This window comes from Variovorax sp. 05L425 (genome assembly GCF_056397705.1).
In genome coordinates, this window is the sequence record NZ_JBFTNY010000001.1 from 185,415 (window position 1) to 208,650 (window position 23,236).

24 protein-coding genes and 1 pseudogene are annotated in these 23,236 nt (G+C 64.1%); 11 read left to right on the forward strand and 14 right to left on the reverse strand.

Features of this window, described 5'->3' with window-relative positions; translation table 11 throughout:
• The first annotated feature begins 6 nt into the window (after positions 1-6).
• The 5 genes and pseudogenes from metE (at position 7) to AC1DN9_RS00855 (ending at position 6,102) form a co-directional block, all read left to right on the forward strand.
• Entirely contained in the window at positions 7-2,298 is a 2,292-nt protein-coding gene (gene metE, locus AC1DN9_RS00835; protein WP_478096365.1) for a 5-methyltetrahydropteroyltriglutamate--homocysteine S-methyltransferase, read from the forward strand.
• Positions 2,299-2,390: 92 nt separating this feature from the next.
• Positions 2,391-2,480: pseudogene (locus AC1DN9_RS00840) on the forward strand (PrpF domain-containing protein); the annotation flags it as partial.
• A gap of 33 nt (positions 2,481-2,513) precedes the next feature.
• On the forward strand, positions 2,514-3,374 hold the full coding sequence (locus AC1DN9_RS00845) for an isocitrate lyase/PEP mutase family protein (RefSeq protein ID WP_478096367.1): 861 nt from the start codon (positions 2,514-2,516) through the stop codon (positions 3,372-3,374).
• The gene (locus AC1DN9_RS00850; RefSeq protein ID WP_478096369.1) at positions 3,349-3,546 is read left to right on the forward strand and encodes a hypothetical protein; all 198 of its coding nucleotides are present in this window, start codon (positions 3,349-3,351) and stop codon (positions 3,544-3,546) included. The genes AC1DN9_RS00845 and AC1DN9_RS00850 overlap by 26 nt, the downstream gene beginning before the upstream one ends.
• 144 nt (positions 3,547-3,690) lie before the next feature.
• Entirely contained in the window at positions 3,691-6,102 is a 2,412-nt protein-coding gene (locus AC1DN9_RS00855) for a DUF6351 family protein (protein WP_478096371.1), read from the forward strand.
• 72 nt (positions 6,103-6,174) lie between these two features.
• On the opposite strand, the gene AC1DN9_RS00860 is transcribed toward AC1DN9_RS00855, so the two are convergent.
• Together AC1DN9_RS00860 and AC1DN9_RS00865 are read right to left on the reverse strand one after the other, a co-directional pair.
• Complete coding sequence (locus AC1DN9_RS00860) at positions 6,175-7,668, reverse strand: arylsulfatase (protein ID WP_478096373.1); 1,494 nt, start codon at positions 7,666-7,668, stop codon at positions 6,175-6,177.
• Positions 7,669-7,799: 131 nt separating this feature from the next.
• Entirely contained in the window at positions 7,800-8,249 is a 450-nt protein-coding gene (locus tag AC1DN9_RS00865) for a YidH family protein (RefSeq protein ID WP_478096375.1), read from the reverse strand.
• 189 nt (positions 8,250-8,438) lie between these two features.
• Here AC1DN9_RS00865 and AC1DN9_RS00870 point away from each other — a divergent pair, with 189 nt between their 5' ends.
• A complete protein-coding gene (locus AC1DN9_RS00870; protein WP_478096377.1) occupies positions 8,439-9,671 on the forward strand; it encodes a cation:proton antiporter in 1,233 nt (410 codons plus the stop codon).
• Here the strand turns inward: AC1DN9_RS00870 and AC1DN9_RS00875 are convergent.
• The 10 genes from AC1DN9_RS00875 to AC1DN9_RS00920 form a co-directional block, all read right to left on the reverse strand.
• The gene (locus AC1DN9_RS00875; RefSeq protein WP_478096379.1) at positions 9,656-10,669 is read right to left on the reverse strand and encodes a formylglycine-generating enzyme family protein; all 1,014 of its coding nucleotides are present in this window, start codon (positions 10,667-10,669) and stop codon (positions 9,656-9,658) included. The two genes, AC1DN9_RS00870 and AC1DN9_RS00875, sit on opposite strands and share 16 nt — an antisense overlap.
• A gap of 9 nt (positions 10,670-10,678) precedes the next feature.
• A complete protein-coding gene (locus tag AC1DN9_RS00880; protein ID WP_478096381.1) occupies positions 10,679-11,440 on the reverse strand; it encodes a porin family protein in 762 nt (253 codons plus the stop codon).
• Positions 11,441-11,456: 16 nt separating this feature from the next.
• Positions 11,457-12,242, reverse strand: a complete 786-nt coding sequence (locus AC1DN9_RS00885; RefSeq protein ID WP_478096383.1) for a DUF3313 domain-containing protein — start codon at positions 12,240-12,242, stop codon at positions 11,457-11,459.
• Positions 12,243-12,389: 147 nt separating this feature from the next.
• The gene (locus AC1DN9_RS00890) at positions 12,390-12,944 is read right to left on the reverse strand and encodes a hypothetical protein (protein ID WP_478096385.1); all 555 of its coding nucleotides are present in this window, start codon (positions 12,942-12,944) and stop codon (positions 12,390-12,392) included.
• A 21-nt stretch (positions 12,945-12,965) separates the two neighbouring features.
• On the reverse strand, positions 12,966-13,397 hold the full coding sequence (locus AC1DN9_RS00895; protein ID WP_478096387.1) for a response regulator transcription factor: 432 nt from the start codon (positions 13,395-13,397) through the stop codon (positions 12,966-12,968).
• Positions 13,398-13,510: 113 nt separating this feature from the next.
• Entirely contained in the window at positions 13,511-14,122 is a 612-nt protein-coding gene (locus AC1DN9_RS00900; RefSeq protein ID WP_478096389.1) for a response regulator transcription factor, read from the reverse strand.
• Positions 14,123-14,133: 11 nt separating this feature from the next.
• Positions 14,134-15,984, reverse strand: coding sequence for a GAF domain-containing sensor histidine kinase (locus tag AC1DN9_RS00905; protein ID WP_478096391.1), 1,851 nt, complete (start codon positions 15,982-15,984; stop codon positions 14,134-14,136).
• 141 nt (positions 15,985-16,125) lie between these two features.
• On the reverse strand, positions 16,126-16,380 hold the full coding sequence (locus tag AC1DN9_RS00910) for a hypothetical protein (RefSeq protein WP_478096393.1): 255 nt from the start codon (positions 16,378-16,380) through the stop codon (positions 16,126-16,128).
• A 48-nt stretch (positions 16,381-16,428) separates the two neighbouring features.
• Complete coding sequence (locus AC1DN9_RS00915) at positions 16,429-16,836, reverse strand: hypothetical protein (RefSeq protein WP_478096395.1); 408 nt, start codon at positions 16,834-16,836, stop codon at positions 16,429-16,431.
• Between the two features lie 130 nt (positions 16,837-16,966).
• A complete protein-coding gene (locus tag AC1DN9_RS00920; RefSeq protein WP_478096397.1) occupies positions 16,967-17,887 on the reverse strand; it encodes a LysR family transcriptional regulator in 921 nt (306 codons plus the stop codon).
• Between the two features lie 94 nt (positions 17,888-17,981).
• Between AC1DN9_RS00920 and AC1DN9_RS00925 the strand changes: the two genes are divergently transcribed.
• Positions 17,982-19,019 (forward strand): SDR family oxidoreductase, encoded by a 1,038-nt coding sequence (locus AC1DN9_RS00925; RefSeq protein ID WP_478096399.1) that lies wholly within the window; start codon positions 17,982-17,984, stop codon positions 19,017-19,019.
• On the opposite strand, the gene AC1DN9_RS00930 is transcribed toward AC1DN9_RS00925, so the two are convergent.
• Positions 18,965-19,885, reverse strand: a complete 921-nt coding sequence (locus AC1DN9_RS00930) for a protein NO VEIN domain-containing protein (RefSeq protein WP_478096401.1) — start codon at positions 19,883-19,885, stop codon at positions 18,965-18,967. The genes AC1DN9_RS00925 and AC1DN9_RS00930 overlap by 55 nt on opposite strands.
• 169 nt (positions 19,886-20,054) lie before the next feature.
• On the opposite strand from AC1DN9_RS00930, the gene AC1DN9_RS00935 reads away from it, so the two are divergent.
• The 4 genes from AC1DN9_RS00935 to AC1DN9_RS00950 all read left to right on the forward strand — a co-directional run bounded on the left by AC1DN9_RS00935 (position 20,055) and on the right by AC1DN9_RS00950 (position 22,763).
• Complete coding sequence (locus AC1DN9_RS00935) at positions 20,055-21,143, forward strand: carboxymuconolactone decarboxylase family protein (RefSeq protein ID WP_478096402.1); 1,089 nt, start codon at positions 20,055-20,057, stop codon at positions 21,141-21,143.
• Complete coding sequence (locus tag AC1DN9_RS00940) at positions 21,143-21,922, forward strand: adenylate/guanylate cyclase domain-containing protein (protein WP_478096404.1); 780 nt, start codon at positions 21,143-21,145, stop codon at positions 21,920-21,922. The genes AC1DN9_RS00935 and AC1DN9_RS00940 overlap by 1 nt, the downstream gene beginning before the upstream one ends.
• Positions 21,923-22,009: 87 nt before the next feature.
• Complete coding sequence (locus tag AC1DN9_RS00945) at positions 22,010-22,324, forward strand: NIPSNAP family protein (protein WP_478096405.1); 315 nt, start codon at positions 22,010-22,012, stop codon at positions 22,322-22,324.
• 16 nt (positions 22,325-22,340) lie between these two features.
• Positions 22,341-22,763: a hypothetical protein gene (locus tag AC1DN9_RS00950; RefSeq protein WP_478096407.1), complete on the forward strand. Its 423-nt coding sequence runs from the start codon at positions 22,341-22,343 to the stop codon at positions 22,761-22,763.
• Here the strand turns inward: AC1DN9_RS00950 and AC1DN9_RS00955 are convergent.
• A complete protein-coding gene (locus AC1DN9_RS00955; RefSeq protein ID WP_478096408.1) occupies positions 22,747-23,235 on the reverse strand; it encodes an OsmC family protein in 489 nt (162 codons plus the stop codon). The genes AC1DN9_RS00950 and AC1DN9_RS00955 overlap by 17 nt on opposite strands.
• Position 23,236: the final 1 nt, after the last annotated feature.

Consider the following 23,236-nt stretch of genomic DNA (forward strand, 5'->3'; position numbering starts at 1 on the left):
AGTCTCATGGTCCATACGCACAGTCTTGGTTTTCCCCGCATCGGCGCGAAGCGCGAACTCAAGTTCGCGCTCGAGTCCTATTGGAAGGGCACATCGTCACGCGACGAACTGAAAGCCTTGGGCGCACAGTTGCGCCAGCGTCACTGGCAGCACCAAGCGGGCCTCGATCTCGCCCCGGTCGGCGATTTCGCCTTCTATGACCAGGTGCTGGACATGAGCTTCACGTTGGGCAATCTGCCCGAGCGCGTGCGGGGGTTCCACGGCGACGCGCTCGACAACTATTTCCGGGTCGCTCGCGGACGCTCGGCGCAAGGCGCCGACGACCACAGCGCATGCTGCGGCGGGGTCGCCGCCGGCGAGATGACCAAGTGGTTCGACACCAACTACCACTACATCGTGCCGGAGTTCACTGCGCAGACCGAGTTCAAACTCGATGCCGCCCGCCTGCTTGAACAACTGGCAGAAGCCAAGGCACAAGGCGTCAAGGCCAAGCCGGTGATCATCGGGCCCGTCACTTACCTGGCCATCGGCAAGGCGAAGGACGGATCGGACAAGCTGGCCCTGCTGCCGCGCCTTCTCACGGTCTACGCCGACTTGCTCGCCACGCTCGCTGCCCAGGGCGTCGAATGGGTGCAGATCGACGAGCCTTTGCTGGTCACCGAGCTCGATGCCGACTGGCAGCATGCCTTCAACGTCGCCTATCACCAACTCAAGGGCGGTCGGATCAAGCTGCTGCTGGCTACTTACTTCGGAGAGTTGCTGGACAACCGCTATCTCGCGGTCAACCTGCCAGTGGCAGGTCTGCACATCGACGCGATCAATGGGCGCGACGACGTGAAGCCATTGCTGAACCTGTTGCCATCCCACAAGGTACTGTCGCTGGGCGTGATCGATGGCCGCAACATCTGGAAGACCGATCTGACCGCGGTCCTTGACTGGATCGAGCCGATCGCGCAGCAGTTGGGCGACCGTTTGTGGATTGCCCCATCGTGTTCGCTGCTGCATGTGCCTGTCGACTTGGCAAGCGAGCAGAAGCTCGACCCGGAAGTCAAGCCATGGCTTGCCTATGCACTGCAGAAGCTGGACGAACTGAAGGTGCTGTCGACAGCCCTCAATCAGGGCCGCGATGCAGTCAAGGATGCGCTGGCAGCCAACCATGCCGCCATCGCGACGCGTCGCTCTTCGCCGCGCGTCAACAACCCGGCGGTCAAGGCAGCGATGGCCCGGCTCGATGCAAAGCTTGGACAGCGCAAGAGCGGTTACGCACAACGTGCCCCGCTGCAAGCGGCCCGGCTGAAGCTTCCCGCCTTCCCGACCACCACCATCGGATCGTTTCCGCAGACCGCGGAGATCCGTCAGGCGCGGAGCCAGTTCAAGGCCGGTGAACTCGATGAAGCGGCCTACAAGGCCGCGATGCAGGCGGAAATAGCCCGCAGCGTGCGCGAGCAGGAGGCGTTGGGCCTGGATGTGCTGGTGCATGGCGAAGCCGAGCGCAACGACATGGTCGAGTACTTCGGCGAGCAACTCGATGGCTATGCCTTCAGCCAATTCGGCTGGGTCCAATCCTATGGCTCGCGGTGCGTGAAGCCGCCGATCCTGTTCGGCGACATCATGCGCCCCAGGGCGATGACGGTGGAGTGGATCCGCTATGCGCAGTCGCTGACCGACAAGCCGGTGAAGGGCATGCTGACCGGACCGGTCACGATCCTGAACTGGTCCTTCGTGCGCGACGACCAGCCGCGCTCGGTGTCCTGCAGGCAATTGGCGCTCGCCATCCGCGAGGAAGTGCTCGATCTGGAGAAGGCCGGCGTGCGCGTGATCCAGATCGACGAGGCAGCCTTGCGCGAAGGCCTGCCGTTGCGCAAGGCGCAGTGGAAGGCCTATCTCGACTGGGCCGTCGAGTCCTTCCGCATCACCGCCAACGGCGTGGACGACGAGACGCAGATTCACACGCACATGTGCTATTCGGAATTCAACGACATCATCGCGTCGATCGCCGACATGGATGCGGACGTCATCACGATCGAGACCTCGCGCTCGGACATGGAGTTGCTCGATGCGTTCGACAATTTCAACTACCCGAATGAAATCGGCCCCGGCGTCTACGACATCCACTCGCCCAACATTCCGACGCAGGCGCACATCGTGCAACTGATGAGGAAGGCCGCCGAGCGCATTCCGGCCGAGCGGCTGTGGGTGAATCCGGACTGCGGATTGAAGACGCGCCAGTGGGCGGAAGTGATTCCCGCGCTGACCCACATGGTGGAAGCCGCCAGGACCCTGCGCGCGACAGCCTGAGCGACCACGGCCGACGAGGTCTCGATCTAGGAGGCCGGCGGCGTGCTGCAACGTCTTGCGCAAGACTTCTTTGCATCTGCACAATCTGCCTGATGCCACACGCTCCACAGATCAAGGTCCCCGCCACGTCCATGCGCGGCGGCACCAGCAAGGGCGTCTTCTTCCGCCCTCAAGACGTGCCTGGCGACAATTATTGAATCTCAAAGGAATCTCGAATGTCCACCCGCAAACAACTCAAGACCCTGGCCGAAGCCCGCCGTGGCGTGATCGTGCCCGGCGCGTTCAACGCGCTGTCGGCCAAGGTTATCGAAGACCTCGGCTACGAAGCCATCTACGTCACCGGAGCCGGCGTCACCAACATGTGGTTCGGCATGCCGGACCAGGGCTTCATGGGCCTGCACGAGATCGCCGACCACACGGCGCGCATTCGCGATGCGGTGAGCGTGCCGCTGATCGTCGACGCGGACACCGGCTTCGGCAACGCATTGAACGTGCGTCACACGGTGCGCGTGCTCGAGCGTGCCGGCGCCGATTGCATTCAGCTCGAAGACCAGGTCGCGCCCAAGCGCTGCGGGCATTTCTCGGGCAAGGAGGTCATTTCGACCGAGGAGGCGGTCAGCAAGATCAAGGCGGCGGTCGATGCCCGGCACGACCCGGACTTTCTCATCCTGGCGCGCACCGACGCCTGCGCGATGCAAGGCTTCGAGGCTGCCGTCGAGCGCGCCCGGAAGTTCGCCGAGGCCGGTGCAGACATCCTGTTCGTCGAAGCCGTGACCACGGCCGAGGAGATCCGCGCATTGCCCCAGCGGCTGGCGAAGCCTCAACTGATGAACATGGTGATCGGTGGCCGGACGCCGATCTTCGGTGCCGAGGAACTGGGCGGACTGGGCTACGGCATCGTGCTGTATGCCAACGCTGCGCTGCAAGGCGCCGTGGCTGGCATGCAAAAGGCGCTGACGGTGCTGCGCGACACCAGGCGCATCGACGAGGACCCGGCGCTGGTGACGCCGTTCGCTGAACGCCAGCGCCTGGTCGGCAAGCCCGAGTGGGATGCGCTGGAAAAGCGCTACACCTGAGCTGTACTCCCGCCTTGCGATCGCCGACCTGAAGGCCGGCAAGCCGATCTGGACCGCGCCCGTAAAGAGCAACACCGGCGCGGTGGTGCTGGACAAGGGCTACGGCAACTACGACCCGATCCTCGAGAAGATGGACTACCTGATCGAGGGTGTGGCCGGCACATTGGGGTAACCCTTTAAGACCGAACTATTCAAGTGTCTCCAATGCGACTCTCAGTCACATGCGCGGACTCCGGACTAGGGAAAACCTCGTCTATCCGCCATTGAGTGATCCATAGCATGAGCCGGCTTCCAACGCCAAAAACGGAGACAACCTATGAGGCTCTATCGAAAGGTGGCGGCTTGTGCCGCGGGCTCGACCTTGTGCGTCTTTCTGGTCGCCTGCGGCGGCGGTGGGGGAGGAGGGCTCCCCATTCCGACTGCGCAGCAAGTCCAAGTGCAGTCCCTGTCAACGCGGGCCGATATGGTTTCGGGCGGATCGGCATTGGTCGAGATCAAGTTGCCGTCGGGGGGCAAGACTTCCGCATTGAAAGTCTCACTCGGCTCTGCAGACGTGACGAGTGCGTTCAAGCAAACCCGTAGCGACGGACGGACCGTCGGCCTCGTGACGGGGCTCGCCAATGGCGACAACACACTCAAGGTGACGGCCACGGACGACTCGTTCCGCGGCGCGTCACTCAAGCTGACGAACCATCCGATCGGCGGTCCTGTGCTTTTGAGCACGCAGGTGATGCCGTGGGTTTGCGCGACGCCAGCGCCGACAGCCGCAACGGCGTCGTCTGCTGCGACCAATGCGAGTGGGCTCTCCACGACCGCGATCGATGCGCAATGCAATATCAAGACCGAGACCAAGCTGTTCTATCGAACACTCACTCCACTGAGCGTGGCCGCCAACGACGGCGGCTGCACGTTCTCGCAACTGCCAGATCCCTCACCGACGATCGCCAACCCGAATCCGACGACCCCAGCGACCTCCTGCCTGCAGCCCTATGTGCCGGGCACGACGCCGATGGCATCGGTCGCAACCACCACGCCGCTTGGGGCGACGGCACCAGTGCCCTATATCGTCAGGGTCGAGCGCGGCACGGTGAACCGCGGCATCTTCGACATCGCCGTGCTGTTCGATCCCACCAAGCCGTGGACTGCCAACGCGCCCCAGGCGCAGTGGACCGGCAAGGTTGTCTATTCCTTCGGCGCCAGCACGGGCCAGCCGCGCCTGCAGTTCCGCTCTGAACAGAATTGGGCGGACGACAGCGCGCTTTCCCGAGGGGTGATGGTCGTCGACAACAGCATGACCGATTCACTCTACAACTCGAGTCGCATCCTGGCCGGCGAGACCGTGATGATGATGAAGGAATACATCACCAAGTCCTACGGCGAGATCAAGTACACGATGGGGAACGGGTGTTCCGGCGGATCGATCGGGCAGAACACTGTGTCCTCGACATTCCCCGGTCTGCTCGACGGCATTCAGGTGCAATGCGACTTTTCCGATTCGATCACGACAGGCATCGAAGTGGCGGACTGCGTGCAGCTTGTGAATTTCTACGCCGGTAGTGCTTGGGGGACTCTCACGAGTAGTGAAGGCCTTACGCCGACACAGATCAACGCCAAGAAAACCGCCATCAATGGCCACATCGATCAAACGAGCTGCCAGTCCTGGGTCAACTCATTCGGATACAACAACAAGCCGGGCAACTACACGCCGAATCTCGTCAAAGCCGACGGTACTCTCGCGCCGTCGCCGAGTGGGCCAACCAACAATTGCAAGCTGCCGGCAAGCCAGGTCTACGACCTGTTGACGAATCCGACCGGGCCACGTTGCGGCGACCCCGATCTCGCAGTCGCGGTGTGGGGCCTCGCGCCGGGGACGACGCGCGCGAACCAGACGAACGACAACGTCGGCGTTCAGTACGGCCTGAAGGCGCTGCTCTCCGGCGCCATCAATGCCGAGGAATTCGTCACGCTGAACGAAGGGGTCGGCGGCAGCGACGCGGACTCCAATTTGACGACGTCCCGCTCGGTGGCGGATGCGGCTGCACTACCGATTGCCTACCAGAGTGGAATCCTGTCGAGCGGCGCGCAGTTGGCGAAGCTCCCGATCATCGATCTGCGGGGCTACGACGAAACCGGCATTCACTACATCTGGCGCAGCTTCGCCGAGCGCGACCGCCTCGACCAGGATGGCGGTGGTCATGCCAATCAGGTGATGTGGCGCTTCGGGACCGGCTTGGTTGCACCGGCACCGCTGACGCTCCAGTCCTTCCTGACCATGGACACCTGGCTTTCCAGTCTGGTCACGGCCGCCCCGAAGGCCACGCTGAACAGCGAGCGCACACCGGCCCAGGTTCTCGCGTCCAAGCCGGCGGCGGCATTCGACTTCTGCTACCTGAGCACGGACACGACCTTCTCGACCAAGGTGACTGACCAGGCAACATGCGATGCGGACCCCAAGCTCGCGATCCACGCTTCGCCGCGGCAGGTCGCCGGTGGCCCGCGCGCGGAGAACATCCTGAAGTGCACGCTGAAGCCGCTGGATTTCAGCGACTACACCGGCATCACTTTCACGGGGTCGCAGCAGAGCCGTCTGCAGACGGTGTTCAGCACCGGCGTTTGCGACTACACGAAGCCGGGGGTCGGCCAGCAAGCGCCCGTCTCGCCGCGCACGTATGTGAACGGCCCGGGCGGCGTGCCGCTGCCGGCGGCCCCGCAGTCGACGCCGATCTAGTCTCTGCGTCCCATCCGGGTCGGCTTGCCGATCCGGATGGGCCAGTGGTTCATCGCGGGATGCGGCGCGCGGTCAATGCGCAGCGCTGTTCGCTTCCTGGAGTTTGCGCATGAGTTCATCGAGGTTGAACGAACCGGGCTTCTGGCGCGGCGGGAACTTCTCGAACGCTTCCATCTGATTCGCGACGGCACCCTGCATCGCGTAGATGATGTAGGCGTGCGAGATGACCCAGTCCCAGTAGCTGTTCGAATTCTCGTCAGCGCGCTCGAACGGATCACGGCGCAAGTTGAATATCTTCGGTGCCCGATATCTGACAAAGGGCTCGAACCAGCATTGCAGGGTCTTCGCCCGCTGCTCCATCAGCACGACCTTCCAGTCTTTCATGCGGATGGCCATGATGTCCCCGTCGTCGCTGATGTAGAAGAAGAACTGCCTCGGGCTTTCCTGCACCTGCCCGGTCAGGTACGGCAGCATGTTGTAGCCGTCGATGTGCACCTTGAAGCTCTTCTCGCCGATCTTGCAGCCCTTGAGGAGCTTCTCCTTCACGTCGTCTTCGCCGACCGCAGCCAGCAGCGTCGGCAGCCAGTCCTGGTGGGACACGATGCCGTTGATGACCGTCCCGGCCTTGAACTTGCCGGGCCAGCGAACGAAGCACGGCACGCGCCAGCCGCCTTCCCAGTTGGTGTTCTTCTCGGCCCTGAAGGGCGTGATCCCTGCATCGGGCCAGCTGTTGTAGTGCGGGCCGTTGTCGGTGGAGTACATGACGATCGTGTCGTCGGCGATGCCGAGCTGGTCCAGCTTGTCGAGCATCTCTCCGATGTGTTCGTCATGCGCGACCATCACGTCGTTGTAGTCGCCCTGCCCGCCGCTCTTGCCCTTGTGCTTTTCCGCGCAATGGGTGCGGAAGTGCATGGCCGTGGTGTTGTACCAGAGGAAGAAAGGCTTGCCGTCGGCGTGGCACTTGTCGATGAACTTGAGCGCCCTTTCGGTCGTTTCGTCGTCGATGGTTTCCATGCGCTTCTTCGTCAACGCGCCGGTGTTCTCGATCGTCTGTCCGCCCTTGCCGTCGGCCAGGCAGTGCAGCACGCCGCGCGGACCGAAGCGCTTCTTGAACTCGGGGTCCTTCGGGTAGTCCGGGTCCTCGGGCTCCTCCTCGGCGTTGAGGTGGTAGAGGTTGCCGAAGAATTCGTCGAAGCCATGCAGCGTGGGCAGGTACTCGTCCTTGTCGCCGAAGTGGTTCTTGCCGAACTGGCCTGTTGCGTAGCCGTGCGGCTTCAACATCTCGGCGATGGTCGGGTCTTCCGCGTGCAGACCTACGGCGGCACCCGGCATTCCGACCTTCGTCAAGCCGGTCCGGATCGGGTTCTGGCCGGTGATGAAGGCCGCGCGACCGGCCGTGCAGCTCTGCTGGGCGTAGTAGTCGGTGAAGGCGACGCCCTCGTTGGCGACGCGGTCGATGTTGGGTGTGCGGAAACCCATCTGGCCTCGACTGTTGTAGCTGATGTTCCACCAGCCCACGTCGTCGCCCCAGAGGATCAGGATGTTGGGCTTCTTCGTCGTCGTCATGGTTAGTCCTCGCTAGTGAAGAGGTGTCGGATCACCCCGGAATTGCACCGGTCAAAATTCTCATGACACGGGTCCGCGAATGCCATCCGAGTGCACACGCAGCACCACGTACGTGATTTTTTCTCTCGTGCTCAGAGCGTCCTGAACACGATGCTGAAGAAGATCGATACCCCCACCACGAGCATGATCAGCGCCATGACGAATGAAGGCTGAAAGAGCCGCAAACGCTTGAGTTGCTGCAGCTCCTTGATGTGGACCCAGTACTCGATCACGCCCATCAACATCGCCAAGGTGCCGAGCCCCGACAGGAAAAGGCCTGCGTCGCGTGGCAGACCCGCTCTCGTCGGCAGGGTGCTCTGGCTGATGAGCGCCTCCAGAACCTTGTAGATCGTGAAGCCGAAGCTGATCATCGAGAGCGCGGTCCGCGTCCACGCCATCAAGGTCCGATCCGCCGCCATGACGGTGCGAGAAACCGCCAGGTCCGTGTTCGTCTGCGCCGCCGAGGCAGAGGCAGAGGCAGGGGTCGACGGTGGCGGCGGTGCCCGACTCGGGATCGATGGACGTCGTGATGAGGAGCTCATGGAAGGCCGCCGGGACAGATTGAAGTGCGAGAGGAAGACTAGGCGCTGATCGACGCCGGGAGAATCGTGGCGGACACGGCTTCATCACGTACGTGGTGGTCAGTACGCGCAGGCATAGGCAGCGCAGCCCGCTGCATCCAAAATCGCGAGGGAATCGTCGCGCCGTCAGCCAACCACCGGGAGTTCGACATGGTGTTCCTTGAAGTCGTACATCGGGCGCTCGAGTTGCTTCCTGTCCTTGCGAGGATGGCGATCTTCATGGCGCTGATCCTGGTGATGCCACACATCGCGCGCCTCCTTCGTGTGCCGGTGGTGGTCGGGCTGCTGTTGAGTGGCGTGGTGCTCGGGCCGCACATGCTCGATGTCTTTCCCAGGGATCATCCGATCGCACAGTTCTTCTCGGAACTCGGCATGCTGCTGCTGATGTTCTTTGCCGGCCTCGAGATCGATCTGGAACTGTTCCGTCAGAAGCTCGCGCGATCGATCATCTTCGGCGTGGTCACGACCACCGTTCCGCTGGTGCTGGGTGCGCTCGTGGCCAGTTGGCTGGGATACCAGCTCCTGCCCGCCATCGTGGTCGGGTCGCTGCTGGCTTCCCACACCTTGCTCGCGCTGCCCATCGTCACGCAACGCGGGTTGACGCGAACGGAGCCGGTGGTCGTCACGATCGGCGCCACGATGGTGTCGGACACCTTGTCCCTGCTGGTCTTCGCCGCCTGCGTCCCGATGTTCGTGAGCGGGTTCTCGGCATCGGGCCTGGCGTTGCAGGTCTTCGAGATCGTCGCGTTCGTCGCCTTCGTGCTGGCTGGACTGAGTCGCGCGGCGGCCTACATCCTGAAGAGGGTGGAGCATGACGAGGAAACCTACTTCGTGATCATGCTGGCCATCCTCGCGATCACGGCGCTGCTGGCTCAGGCCATCAACCTGCCGGGCATCGTGGGTACCTTCATGGCAGGCCTGGCGGTCAATGCCGCGGTGAAGGACAAGCCCGCCAAGAACAAGCTCGAATTCATGGGCACCACCTTGTTCATCCCGGTCTTCTTCGTCGTCACGGGCTTTCTGATCGACCCGCTGGCGTTGCTGCGAAGCCTGTCGGCGGATGGGGTCCTCGCGGCCGGCATCATCGGTGCGCTTTTCGTCGGCAAGCTGGCCGCGTCGGAGGGCTGCGGGCGGGCGTTCGGCTATCTTTCCGATGCGCGGATGACGATGTGGTCGTTGACGTTGCCGCAGGTGGCCGCGACGCTCGCAGCCGCACTGGTCGCCAAGCAAACGTTCAACGCAGCCGGACAGCCCTTGCTCGACGGGCGGATGTTCGATGGCGTGTTGATCATGGTTCTGTTCACGTCCATCGTCGGGCCCCTGTTGACGGAGCGCTTTGCGCAACGCGCGTCGGTGGTCGAGCGGGGCTACCCGGCGCCCTGACGCGAATTCGCAGGGGTCTCGACCGCCGCCGGCGCGGTGCGCACGATGCATCGGAAGCCGAGGTGCGAGGTCGAGGTGTCGACCGGCTGCGCCATGCGGGCGGCGGGCCGGTAGCGGCGGCAGTAGTTCGGCGCGCACAGGTGCGAGCCGCCCTTCATCACCTTGCGCGGGATCGGCAGCTGCGGCATGCCCGGATCAAAGCTCTGCGCCATCGATGCGCCACGCGGGTTCAGTGGAATGCAGCAGGCCTTGCGCTGCTCGTCCGGGTGGCGTGGCGCATACCAGCTGTCGGTCCACTCCCAGACGTTGCCGATCATGTCGTGGAGACCGTATGCGTTGGCCTCGAAGCTGCGCACGGGCGAGGTGCCCACGAAGCCGTCCTCGGCCAGGTTCTGCCACGGAAACTCGCCCTGCCACGTGTTGGCCTGGTGCCGACCGCCGGGGGTGAACTGGTCACCCCACGCGTACTCGGCGCCATCCAGCCCGCCGCGGGCGGCGAACTCCCATTCGGCCTCGGTGGGGAGCTGCTTGCCGGCCCACTTCGCATAGGCCTCCACATCGCTCAAGGCGAGGTGCACGACGGGATGGTCGTCCTTGTCCGCGATGGTGCTGCCCGGGCCCTGCGGCTGGCGCCAGTTGGCATCGGCGACGAATTGCCACCACTGGTAATGATCGTGCAGGCTCACGCGATGAGGCGGCGGCACGAAGACCGATGAGGCAGCCTTGAGCATCTCCGGCAGCGCGCCGGGGTAGTCCCCGGGATTGGGCGGCAACTCGCAGAAGGTGACATGGCCGGTCGCCTCCACGAAGGACCGGAACTGCGCGTTGGTCACCGGGGTCGCGTCCATCCAGAAACCGTCGACTGTCACGCGATGGGCTGGCGCTTCCTCGGGGTAATGGTGATCCGAACCCATGCGGAAGGTGCCGCCGGGTACCCATCGCATGCCGGGAGAGGGAGAAGCAATGGCGTTGCTCGATGCGAGTTCTTCAATCTTCATGAGGTCGAATTAAAACTTGAATCCGACGCCCGCATAGAAGCCGCCCAGCGCCACCTTGTTGAGAGCGTGCTCGTCGAGCTTGACGGCCAAATGGCGGTAGCCGAACTTGAACGAAGTCGTGGGCGAATACGCATAGCTGGTTCCGAGGATCGCCTGCCAGCTCGATGTCGAGTTGCCTTCGCCGCCATCCAGGTAGCCCATCAGGGTCCATTTGTCGCCAACCGGCATGAGCGCACGCACGCCGATGATTCCGTTCCACCAAGCCGCGGAATTGTCGAACCGCCGTCCCGGCCCGACCAGGCTGGGTGGGACGTCGAGCGTGCTGTTTGCGTCGATGTAGCGGGCGCCGCCCAGCACATCCACCTGCACCGTAGGGTTGTCGACGAACCGGTAGTAGCCGGCCATGGTGACGACCGTCTGGTCGTACTTCAAGTTGTAGCCACCCGCCAGTCCGCCCAGAAACTGGTTGGATACGCCGAGCTTCACGTACATGATGTCGAGCAGCCCGCCCCAGGGGCCCTTGCGGGCCTCCAGCGTGCCCATCGCGCCGAAGTCGAGCGCATCCAGCACACTGCTGCTCTTGATATGGACGGTGCTTCCGGGCAGCGGACCGAGCTTGATGTCCGAGCGAATGCCGGCGAACCACAGGTAGGGGACGAATTCGAATTGCCATGCGTCCGCCGAAGCCAGGTTCTGCGCGGCCGCGGGCAGGCCCGCGAGCAGCGAGACCAGACCGATCGCCGTGATGGAAAGGGTGTTCGAGCGTGCCATGGCCTTGCAAGGAAAATCAGGATCCCGCGCGCAGCTGGGCGAATCGCCGGGCGAACACGGCGGACCACTTGTTGAAAGCATCCTGTGCGTAGGTCCAGCTCTGGAACGAGCTGGCGTAGCCGTCCAGCCACGCCTGCGCCGCCGTGGATGCGCCGCTGTTCAGGTCCGCCGCGTACTTGAGTCCGATCTCGGTGTCGGCGCATTCGCCGACCACGGCGCCGGTGGCGCCGTCGCGAAACTGCGCTTCGAGGCCGGTCTGGCCCATGTAGGGTGTCGAGCCGACGGGGCGCCCGGTACTGGCGCCCGACCCCAGTTCGGCCACGAAGCCATAGGGCACGGCGGTGCCTGCGAGGCTCTTGACGGTGTTGGTCGGCACCAATGCCGTCAATGCCAGCCGGACCCGCAGCACGCCCGGTCCGGCGGCGTCGACGATCTTCACTTCCGGGCTCAGATCGCGCACGAGCGCAGCATGAAAGTAGTCCAGCAGCGTCTTGAGATCGCTGGGGTCGATCGGCCGCTGGTCGGCCGTCGGCTTGATGTAGACCTGGATGCGCTCGATCATCACCTTGTCATAGCGCTTCCAATCGACGCCGGACTGGCGCCAGCACAGCAGTCCGCCATCGGCTGAAACCGCCTTGAGCCGGCCCGGCTCGCTCAGGAAGCCAACGTTGCGGACCTTGTCCTTCGAGTTTTCGGACGCCACCACGTCGGCGCCGCCGCTTGGCGCGGCACAACCTGTCAGCTGGGCGGCGCAGATCGCCACGCAGGCCAGCGAAGCGGCGAAGAGGGGAGACGCGTTCATGAGGATTCCTGTTGGGAAGCAGGGGGAAGATTAGGTCCGGCCGCAGGCTGCCGACATCGGGGCGCGCACGACTGGGGATGCAGTGCGCACACGGAAGAACATAGGTGCGGCCACGTACTGCAGGCAACGGCATGGCGTTCGCGGAGGCTAGGACCCGGGCGCCAGGGTGGCTGCCCGAAGCTCGTTGTACCGAGCGACGAAATTGACCAGCACGCTCGCCGTCCAGGCGAAGGCAAAGATGCCCGACATGGCAATGATGGGCGCCACGACGCGCCAGGCGCGCGGCAGCGAGAACGGCTCTCCGAGTGCGGTGTAGCAGTTGGCTGCGAAGTAGGTGGCACTGGCCCAGTTGCCGACGATCTCGCCGAAGACCAGCGCGGCCGCCCATACGACCACTTCGGCCAGATGCAGCACCAGCATCGCCATCACCGCGGCGGCAAACAGCAGGTCCGTCCGCCACAACGATTCGCGCATCCGGAGGTCTTGCGATCGCTTCAGAAACGAGTTGGTGATGATGCGGATCCAGAACGCGTGGAACATGATCACCACCAGCAGCACAAAGCCTCCGAACATGATGTCGGGCAGAGGCAACGCCTGGGTCAGCGCGTTCTCGATCAGGCTGGGGCGGATGTTCGACAGTTCCGACGTGGCTGTCGACAGGGCGCCAGGAAGCAGGTCGGTATCAATCTTCGTGTCGGCCATGGTCGGGCGCGCCGCTCGATGTCACTGCGTCTCCGAGCAGGCGCGGCGCACGGCTGCACACAGCTGTCGGACGCTGACCGGCCGTTCGAGAAAATCGGTCGCGTCCAGCCGCGCGATGTCGACCGCCGTCCGAAACGCCGTGTGCGGGCCCAGCACGATGACCGGCAAGGTGGCGCCCGAGCTTCTGAGTTCGCGCACCAGCCGTAGCGTCGCGGCCTCGTCTTCGTCGGCAGAGGCGATCAGGCAGTGCCCCGGCGCGCGCGGTACTTTCGCGAGCTGCCCGCGGACATCGTCGAGGAAGACCAAGGAGTCCACCCAGCGCACGAGCGCCGATTCGATCCATGCGCGATCGTGCGAATCGGCGGCGACGACATACACGTGTGTAGGCATGAATTCCGACGAGGCGGCACGCATCTCGACTGACACCGCCACGCCACCGTTTGGCAGCGGCATGCCCTTCGGCGCCCGCCGGATCGGCCCTTTCGAATACCCATGGTGAACGCGCGCACGCGGGCAGTCCATCCCGGCGACCACGCAGCGCCACGTACGTAGCGCCCGCGGGCGGTCTAGTCGGGCGAGACCTGGAGATTGAGGCGTAGAAGCTCGGTAATCGAGCCCACGCCCAGTTTTTCGAGCAGGCGACTGCGGTGCTGCTCGACGGTGCGATGGCTGATCGCAAGTTCCTTCGCGATCACCTTGCTTGGCAGGCCCCTGAGCGCCAGTGTCATCACTTCGCGCTCGCGCGGGCTCAGGGCCGCGATGCGGCTCGCCAGGGCCTGCTGCGTGTCCCCGCTATACGGACGCGGCGCTGCATTGCGGCGCAGCGCTTCGTCGATGGCATCGAGCAGCTGTTGCTCGCGGTAGGGTTTCTGCACGAAATCCACCGCGCCCTCCTTGACCGCCTTGACCGCCATGGCGATGTCGCCGTGGCCGCTGATGAAGACGATCGGGATGGTGGCGCCCATCGCGTGCAGTCGCTCCTGCAGCGCCAGGCCGCTCATGCGTGCCATGCGAACGTCCAGCACCAGGCAGCCAGGGCGCGCGGGATCGAAGACGTCGAGGAATTCGAGCGCCGAACTGAAGGTCTCGGTGGGCAGGCCGACCGAACTCACGAGTTCCTGTACCGAGTCGCGATAGCCCTCGTCGTCGTCGATGATGAATACAGTGGGTTCGGCCATGTCTTTGATCGTCAATCCGCCTGTGCGGCGACCGGAATCGTGAATCGGAAGAGGGCGCCGCCTTCCGGATTGTGCGACGCCCACAGCATGCCGCCATGCGCCTCGAGCAGCTTGCGGCAGATCGCCAGGCCAACCCCCAGGCCGCTCGGCTTGGTCGAGTAGAAAGACTCGAAGATCCGCTCCAGATCGCCTTCGGCAATGCCGCTGCCGGTGTCCGCGACCTCCACCTGGATCTCCTCGCGCTGGTTGAGTGCAATGGAGACGCTGATCACGCGCGCACCGCCGCCATTCTCGATCGCCTCCATCGCGTTGCGCAGCAGATTGAGCACCACCTGCTGCAAATGGATCTCGTCGACCGTGACCGACGGCAGCCCGCTCTTTGCCGACATACGGACATCGATCTCGCGCAGCTCGCAGTCCATCTTCACCATCCCGATGCATTCGGCGATCGCGCGTTCGATGTCGATGAGCTTCGGATCCAGTTCATGCCGCTGCACCATGCTTCGCATGCGCGTGACCACGTCGCCGGCACGTGTGGCCTGTCCGATGACCTTGTCCAGCAGTTCAGACACACGCGGCAGGTCAGGCGCGGATTCGCCGGCACGCCGGCGTGCCGCCAGCGCGTAGTTCTCGATCGCGCCGAGCGGTTGGGTGATCTCGTGGGCGAGTGCGACCGACATCTCGCCCGCCGTATGAACCCGGACAAGATGCGCCAGCCGCTCGCGCCAATGTGCCGCCTCCACCTCCGCGGCGAGCTTGCGGCGCTCGGCCGAATCGCGCGCGTGAAGGCTGCCGAACACTTCGGCCAGTAGGCTGACGCCGGGCATCAGCGCGTCCGGCCACTCGTGCTGGAGCTGCGTGCTGGCGATCGACAAGGCACCGGCGATCCTGCCCGATACGGAGATCGGCACCACCAGCAAGGAGCGCACCCCGGATGCCTGCAATGCGATCCGGTCGACCTCGGCTGCAGACGGAAGATCGCCGACCCGAGGCAGGCGCACGATGTTGCCCGCCGCCAGTCGCTGCATGATCCAGGGGAGATCAGGCGTGTCGCCCACGGCGAACGGCGCCTCAAAGCCATCGGCATGCCAGCGCTGGACGGTGCGAAACGTCGCGTCACCGGATACGCGATCCCAGAGGCCGACCCGTTCGGCTCCCATGAACTGGCCGATCTGGCGCAGGCCGATCCCGATCGCGGCTTCGGTCTGGCCCGGCTCGGCCAGTACCAGGGAGGCCAGGATGCCACTGGCCAGCCGCTCGAACCCGATCGCATTGTCGAGTTGTTCCTGTGTGCGCTTGCGCGCCAGGGCGCTACCGAAAACATTCGCCAGCAGCCGCATGCGACTCAGAAGCTCGTCCGACCAGCTACGTTCCGCACGGACGGAACCGAAGCTCAGGCCGCCATGCAGTTCGCCGGCCACGATGATCGGCATCGTCACATGCGACTTGAGCCCGATGCTGCGCAGCGTTTCCCTGTCGACGCTGGCTTCAGGCGGCAGGTCGTCGAGGCGCTCGAAAACCACCGGCCGGTTGGCCATCGCCATCTTGAGCGCCCAGGGGCTGACTTCGCGCGCCGCAAGGCTCTTGGGCACCGGCTCGATGCCATCCCGAGCGAACGAATGGGTGACCTCGATCCGTCCGCTCAAGGGGAAGACCCGACTGAGGGTGGATCGATCGATGTTCAGCGCAAATACGACGCGCGCCAGGCTGTCCTGGATCGCCGTATCGATTTCCTGGGAGGGCAGGGCGATGAATGTCGCCGACAGATCCGACAGGAGGCGCTCGAAGCGCAGCAAGTCGTGCACCGAAGCCAGAGTTGGCCTTTTCACCTGGGCCACCGGCGAATCGGAAGCGAATCGCATGGCAGCCGGTGTCGCGCAGGCTTCGGAGGGGCGCACGGCCATCGACGACGTCCAGTTGCTGTCAGGGCGCCGATGCTAACGCCGCGATTTGCCGAACGGCAATAGGCCGTTCGGGAGTGTTGTTCTTCGCTATTGCTATGGCTAGTAATTGCCCGTGGCCATGTTGCAACGGTACTGCGCGTTGCTGCATTGCTGCAGTGCCCTGTCCAGATTCCGCTTGCAGTTCTGTTCCGAGGCCTGGACACAGAATTGGTAGTCAGCGTGGGCCGTCTGCTTGCAAGTGCTGAATTGCAACTCGCAGGATGTCTGGCTGCCGCCGTCCCCCTGTGCCGACGAGAACCCTGGCAAAGCCGCCATGGCCAGGACGGCGCATGCGATGGCGATGATCTTTTTCATGGGACTGCCTTTCTCGAGGGAAAAAGCGCACGTTCAACGACGATCGTGCTAGCGAAATCCGATGAATCCCGGACCACCCCATCCGCCCCAGCCACCCCAGTCCATGTCCATCTGATTGATCTGGGCTGCCTCGAGGTTGTTGTTGCTGAGTTGCTTGGCCACCCGCAGCTTTTGATAGTCCTGGTATTGCGTCGGTCCGCCCACGTAGACCAGATTGTTCATCGAATCGGGAATCACGTAGTACGTCTTGCCCTGGTAATTGACCGGCGAGACCTGGTCCTTGGGCAGCTTCGCCAGCATGGCGCGCTGTTCCGGCTTGACGGGCGTGACGACCTTGAAGCCGGAGGCGATGGCCAGGTTGTCGTTGTTGAGCGCGTTGTTGGCACATCCTGCCGCCAGAGCGATCAAGGCGACGGCCGCGAGGTGCTTGAGCGATGAAACGGGAAGGTAGGTCATGGTGGTTACCGGTTGTCGGCTGGTTGTTGGCGCTGGACATGATGGAATGCAACGCACGGAGGCGAAATCCCGGCGGCCACGTAGCAACCACGTACGAGACCCGGACACACCCACGATTTGCCAATACTGGTTACCTCTGGCAAGAATTAGCGGGCCCTGTTACGTTTCCGGCGTATTCCTGCATTCCTTCGGCCAGCGCATCGAAGGTGGCGCGGCACCGCGGGCTGTTGCGCAGGTCCTCGTGCATCGTGACCCAAGTCTCCAGCTGGAGCGAGAACGACTTCGCAAGCACACGCCGCAGCGAGTCGTCGCGCCTGGCCAGCGCGACCTGACAGAAGCCGATGCCCGCGCCGCAGCGGATCAGCGCCAGTTGCGCGAGATCGCTGTCGGTGCGCAGCGAGAAGCCCTCGCGTCTGTAGGCTGGCAGGGACTTGCCCATGCGCCGGATGAAGTCGGTTGGCTGGTCGTGGCCAATGATCGAGTGGACTTCCAGATCGCGCACGTTGCGCGGGGTGCCGTGCCGGCTCAGGTAGTCCCTGGTCGCATGCAGGCCGAGTTCGATCTGCGCGACGCGGCGCGCCACGAGTTGCTCTTGCCGTGGGCGCGTCATGCGAACCGCAATGTCGGCTTCGCGCTGAAGAAGATCCTGCACACGGTTGGTCAGCACCAGTTCGACTTTCAGGTCCGGGTGGCGGTCTCGCAGCCGCGCAACGATGGGCGGCAATACTTCGACGCCGACCACTTCGCTGGCTGACACACGCACGACGCCACGCACGCCCTCACCGTGGCTGGAAGCTGCGCGCTCCAGGGAGGCGGCGGTGCTTTCCATGGCCTCGGCGTAGGACCGGAGCGCCAGCGCCAGCTCGGTGGGCATCAGCCCCAGTTGCGACCGCGTGAACAACACGACGCCGAGCGCCCCTTCGAGCGCCGCCACATGGCGGCCCACGGTCGGCTGGGTGATGCCGAGCGCCCGTGCGGCACCGGACAGCGAACCTTCCTTCAGCACGCCAAGAAATGAGCGGTAGAGCTCCCAGCCAATGTCTTCTCTCATACATCAATGTATAGCGGCTGGATGGTTCCATGCAATTTCAATCCGATGGGATACCGCCAAGAATTCGTCCATCAGCAACGAATGGAGAAAAGTCATGAGCAGCAGCAGAACGGTTCTGGTTCTCGGCGCCACAGGGGGCATCGGCGGCGAACTTGCCCGCCAACTGCAAGACGCAGGCTGGCAGGTGCGCGCGCTGAAACGCGGCGCCGAGCAAGCCGTGGAGCGCAAGGACGGCCTGACATGGTTGCGCGGCGATGCACTGAATCGGCAAGACGTTGCCAATGCGGCGAAAGGCTGCTCGGTCATCGTCCACGCGGTCAATCCGCCCGGCTATCGCCGGTGGTCCGAATGGGTGCTGCCGATGCTGGACAACACCATTGCCGCTGCCATCGCCGAAGGCGCGACGATCGTGCTGCCGGGCACGGTCTACAACTTCGGACCGGACGCCTTCCCGGTGCTGCATGAAGATTCGCCGCAGCACCCGTTGACGCGCAAGGGTGCGATTCGCGTGGAGATGGAACAGCGCCTGCTGAAAGCCAGCCAGGACGGCGCGCGCGTGCTGATCGTGCGGGCCGGTGATTTCTTCGGGCCGAAGGCGGCCAACAACTGGTTCTCGCAGGGGCTGGTCAAGGCCGGGCAGCCCGTCAAGACTGTGAGCGATCCCGGCGAGCGTGGCGTCGGGCACCAATGGTCGTACCTGCCCGACGTGGCGCGAACGATGGTGGAGCTATTGGCGCGCCGCGACTCGCTCGGCACCTTCGCGAGTTTTCACATGGCAGGCCACTGGGACGCGGACGGCACGCAGATGAGCGACGCCATCCGGCGCGTGGTCCTGCGCCGCACGGGCAGCGAGCCGCGCGTCTCGGCCTTCCCCTGGTGGCTGCTGATGCTGGCTTCGCCATTCGTGACGACTTTCCGTGAAATGCGCGAGATGCGCTACCTGTGGCGCACGCCGATACGCATGGACAACGCACGGCTCGTCGCAGCCCTGGGGTACGAGCCGCATACGCCGCTGGATCAGGCCGTCGAGGCCGCGCTGGTCGGCATGGGCAGCCTCGCGGCCGAGGGCGCAACGCCTTATTCGAGCAGCGGTTCGAGACCCGGTGCGCTCTCGACCTCCGAGGGCTTGTAGAGCTTGTGCTGCGCCGCAGGGCTGGTTGCGTCCGTCACCACCACGAGGCGCCACGGATCTCCGCGCTTTGCGCACGCGCGCTCTTCACCCGTCAGCTGAAAGCTGGTCATGCCGGGCGAGGTGCCCTTGACCGCGAGCTTGAGCAAGGTGTTGCCCTTCTTGTCCGACACCTCGATGTCGTAGCCGAGCTTCTGGCTCGCGACGTTCTCGGCCTTGTAGCCGTAGCCCGCGAAATGACGCGTCAGGTAGTCCAGCGCGGCCGTCTGGACGTCTTCCCGGGACGCCTGGCCGGACGTGCCCTCCGGCACCACGGCCACTGCGGGGAGGCTTCCTCGCGCCCGTGCGGCCTGGATCTCTTCCTCGGTCGGCTGCCAGCCTTGCGGGCCGCGAACCATGACCGCGAATCTCTGTTCGGGATTCCACGCCGCGATATGCCAGTGCTCGTCGTCCGGCACCCGCGTCGAAACCCTCGCGGCCCTGTCGGTCTCCATATCGAGAATGGCGACACGGTTCGTCTGCAGGACGACCCTCAACCCCTGCCCCGCGTCCAGCGTGCGTTTGAGCAGGTTGAGCCGGTCCTTGGCGCGCTGCATTTGCAGGGCACTGCGCTCGCCGCCGCCAATCCGATGATGGGTGTCCAGGGATTCGAGATAGAACCACCGCCCGCCGGCGCCGACGCTCACGAATTCGGCCCAGACGGTGGCGATGACGTTGTCGCCCGTTGCCAGCCAGGCGTGCTCGGAGGCTTTTTCGCGTGCTTCGAACACGCCCATCCTGGTGATGATCTCGACGGGCGTTCTTTTTTCGCCTGTCAGGCGCTTTTCATTGATGACCGCAAGTACTGCAGGGTCGACTTCTTTGTCCATACGGGAGCATTCAACACAGTTGTGACTGCTTCAAGTATGCCGTGAAGCCACCGCGCGCGAATCTGCTTCGAACGTTGCAAGGCAAGCGGAGGCGGCCCGCATTGGGTAGCATTCGAGCCGTCCTTGAGGAGTTGTCCCATGTGCAAACGATCCGACACCGGAGCGGCAGATGGCTGTACTGCTGAGTGAAATCCAGTGGAGCGAGCCGGTCCTGCCGGCGGCGCACGACAAGGCGTGGGAAGCCGAACTCAAGCGTCGCGGTGCCCAGGTCCTCGAGGTCGACCGTCGGGTTGCACCCAGCCGCTGGCTGCGCGAGGCTGCCTATGAGGCGACGAACTATGTGGGGGTCGCGCTGCCGGAGCGGCTGCTTCGCATCGGCAACATGGTGACGGCCCAGGAGAATTCGTGCCGCTACTGCTATGGCGCGAACCGCGCCTACATGAAGGTGCTGGGCTATTCCGAGTCTTTCATCCAGCAGGTCGAGCGTGACGTGCAGACCGCCGAACTGGACGACAAGGAGCGCGCCTACATCGCCTTCTGCCGCAGTCTTGCGCGATCGAGGCCACGCCCGGCCGCGGCGGAGCGTGCCAAGCTGCTCGAACTTGGCTACACCCCGGCGCAAATCGGTGAAATCGCCTTTGCGATCTCGCTCGGCTGCTTCTACAACCGCGTGAGCACCCTGCTGGCATGTCCGCCGGAGCAGAAGTTCGAACGCATGGCCAGCGGACATTTCCGTTGGCTGCTCGCGCTCATGATGCGGACGATGAAGAAGTTCGCGCCGAGCAGGCCGGAGCAAGCGCCGCAGGATCAGGCTGCGCTGGCTACCGGCCCCTTTGGCGTGGTGGTGGCGCCGCTTGCCGGTCTGCCTGCGGGCAGGGTCGTGAAGGCGGCGCTCGATGGCGCGTTCGAGTCGGGGGTGCTGAGCCGCAACGCAAAGGCGCTGATGTTCGCCGTGGTCGCGCGAACGCTGGGCTGCCCGTATTGCGAAGGCGCGGCGACCCGCATGTTGCTCCAGGAGGGCCTGAGCCAGGCCGAAATCGCAGACGCCATGTCGACGCTTCGCTGCCCCCGACTGGCGCAACGCGAAGTCGGCCTCCTGGCCTGGGCGCGCGACACGGTGTATTACGAACCTTCGTCGATCCAGCAAAAGACACGCGCCCTCGGTGCCGAACTGGGCGCCGATGACGCGCTGCTCGAAGCCATCGGCGTGGCTTCGCTGGCGAATGGAACCGTCCGGCTGGCCATGTTGCTGGAGTGATGGCGCTGACCTGGGTCCTTGCCGCGGTCGGGGTCATCGTCCTTTCGGGCATCGTGGTGCTCGTTCTGCGCGGCCGTCGCCAGAACGAACAACTCGAGAAGTTGCTGCTGGCGGCCGATGACAGGCTGGAGCGACTGCAACGTCAGTTCGAGCGTTTCGTGCCGGCTGACGTGGTGGAGCGGCTCACCCGTACCGGCGACGCCTTTGCACCCGAGCGACGGCAAGTGACGATGTTGTTTGCGGACCTGCGCGGCTTCACGGCCCTGTGCGACCGGCTCGATCCCGCAGTCACGGTGAGCATCCTGAACGACTATTTCCGCCACATGACGGTTGCGATCACTCGTCATCATGGTCATGTCACCGAGTTCGTGGGCGACGGTTTGCTGGCCCTGTTCGGCGCCATGGAGGCCAACCCCTGGCAGGCGCGGGACGCCGTACTGGCCGCCCTGGAAATGCGATCGGAACTGGCGCGGTACAACGCCACCTTGCGCGAGAAGGGCCTGCCCGAACTGCGCTTCGGCATCGGCATTCACGGCGGGGAGGTGGTGGCGGGCGTGATCGGCACCGCCGGCCTTTCGAAGTTCAGCGTGACGGGCGATCCGATCAACGTCGCCTCCCGGGTCGAAGGGCTGACCAGCAAGTACGAAGTCGATCTGTTGATCACGGAGGACATTCGCCTCACGGTGGGCGATCAGTTTCGCCTGCGGGCCATGCCGCCGGCAATGGTCAAGGGCAAGGCGGAGCCGATCCAGACCTATTGCGTGGAGGCCGAAGGGTGAGCATCGCCAGCGGCAAGTCTTTCTCGATTGCCCTGCAACCGCCCAAGTGCTTCAATGTCGGCTCTTTCTGCATCGAAGGAGACTTCCATGGCCTACGAAGCGCGATATGTCCTGCGACCCAACCCCGGAGCCGATCTCGGAGCCGTCATCGAAGCCGTGAAGGCGGGCGCGGCGCTCTGGAAGAAGCACGGAGCGCCCGACGCCCAACTGTGGGCCGTGGCCGCTGGGGAGCTGGGCAACTACGTCATGACGGTTCAGTTCGAGAACGCGACGGCGTACGCCAAGGTCACGGATCTGTTGTCGGCCGATCCCGAATTCCGCCGCTGGCAAGCGAGCAATGTCCAGTCGGGGGCGTTCACGTGGGTGCGCAGCAACCTGATGCGCGAGTTGCCGCTCGCATGAAGGCTTCCATACAGTCATGTCTGCCGCCTTGATTCTTGCCCTGTTCTTTACGGTGGCACTCCTCGTCACGACGGCCTACTTCATCATGGGTTCCATTCCGCTGTTGATCCTCAAGCACGACACGCCGCTCGACGCCCGCTTTGTGCGGGGCTTCTTCAACATTTACTACCGCGCCGCATTCTTGACGGCGAGTGCAACAGCGGTCAGCTTTGCATCTGCGGGTCGTCCGGGGATCGCGGCGGGTGCTGCAGCGCTGGCGTTGATTGCCGTCGTCCTGCGCAAGATGATCATCCCCAAGATGGACTCGCTCGGAACGCAGATCCAGTCGAATGACATGGATGCAATTCCGGGATTCCGCAGGACTCACATCACCGCGATCCTGATCAACATCGCCCAGCTCGCGGCGATCGTATTCAGTCTCATCAAATTGAGCCGGTAGCTGCTGCCAAGCCGGCGGGAGGCTCTGAAAGAGCGACCGGAACTCCTGCACGAATGGTGTTGTGTACTTCGGCGACCGCATCCGTCTGGCGCACCAGGGCGGCGATGGCCTCAAGCGGCGCCGGAGACGACACGGTGACCTCGTATCGAATGTTGGTTGCCGCCAAGCCAATGCCCGGGAACTCTGCCGTCGCCTCGACCGCGACCCCTTCTACCGGAATGTCCAGACGCTCAGCCTCCCGGTAGAGGTCATTGCAGTAGCACGTTGCGAGCGCGAGCATGAGGAACTCGCCGCCATTGATCGCGGAGCCCCTGCCAGAGGGCTTGGAGAGCACGGCGAGCGATTGCGTGTTTCCGCCGGTGCGCACGGCGACTTCGTGGTGGGCTCGCGAGTTCCTGACGGTGGCGGATATCTGCACGGCATGCTCCATGGCGTAGGTGCTTGGACCGACAATCTGTGCTTCCTGAAGCATG